Annotated in this window: 1 protein-coding gene; it reads left to right on the top strand. The window is 46.5% G+C overall.

Going from position 1 to position 1,115, the window contains the following annotated elements:
- The first annotated feature begins 88 nt into the window (after positions 1 to 88).
- Positions 89 to 580 (top strand): flavodoxin FldA, encoded by a 492-nt coding sequence (gene fldA / locus Q0614_RS11335; protein WP_298788788.1) that lies wholly within the window; start codon positions 89 to 91, stop codon positions 578 to 580.
- The last annotated feature ends 535 nt before the right edge of the window (positions 581 to 1,115 follow it).

Raw genomic sequence — 1,115 nt, 5'->3', positions numbered from 1 at the left:
AGATAAAAAGCGAATGCTTTAAGGGAAATTTCATTATGAAATTAGTACCATACAAGCTCACCGACAAAATTTATTAAAAGGATCACAAATGGTTGGAATTATTTTTGGAAGCTCGATGGGCAATACCGAAGACGCTGCGAAGCTGATCTCGGAAAAGCTCGGCATCGAAAATGAGCTAAAAAACGTCGCAGATATCGCGCCTGCTGACCTAGACAAATACACCGCGCTGGTAATCGGAAGCTCGACGTGGAACGACGGCGAGCTGCAAGACGACTGGGCGGGCTTTGATTTCTCGGCTCTTAACGTAGCGGGCAAGACCGTCGCGATTTTCGGCATGGGCGACAGCTCAAGCTATAGCGATGCGTATTGCAACGCGATGGGCGAGCTATATGAAAATTTCAAAAAAGCGGGCGCAAAGATCGTAGGCGCGGTATCTACCGACGGATACGAGTTCGACGAGAGTAAGGCCGTAGTAAACGGTAAATTCGTTGGCCTTGCGCTAGATAACGACAACCAAAGCGATCTCACCGAGAGCCGTATCGAGGCGTGGGTAGCACAGATCGCTCCCGAGCTTAAATAACTCCCTTTAAATTTGCCGTGAAGCGCCTGCTTCACGGCGCTTCATCTTTTTAAAATAATTAAAATTTAGATCTCTTTAAAATTTAAACTCTGCCGACTTCGGTTAAATTTAAACGGCCTGGGCTTTGAAATTTTTAAATTTCAAAATTTTGTGAATGAAATTTATCCTTTAAATTTGGCTGCGCGATACTTTGCGCTAGCGTAAATGCGCGCCGACTTGGAGGCGCACATAGCACGAGTAGATAAATTTAAGCCGCCGTTATGGCGGAAGGACGAAGCTGGGAGTTTGCGTCGCGGTTTATAAACCCTTATCGGCGAACGCTCGGGAGATAAAATTTGCAAATTTTATAAGCGGCGAAGCGAGGGGCGACGTCGCTAAAATTTCTCGCCGTACGCTATTGAAATTTCTTTCCGCAGGCACGCCGTTAAAATTCTTTTCGCAGCTCCGCCATGAAATTTCGCTGGGCGCCTGATACAGAAATTTTGTCTATCCGCGCAGCGAGCGGCTGCCGTCTACTAGCAAAATTTAGCATAAA

Source organism: uncultured Campylobacter sp., from assembly GCF_937997595.1.
Classification (GTDB): domain Bacteria; phylum Campylobacterota; class Campylobacteria; order Campylobacterales; family Campylobacteraceae; genus Campylobacter_B.
This window is presented reverse-complemented; position numbering and strand designations above follow the sequence as displayed.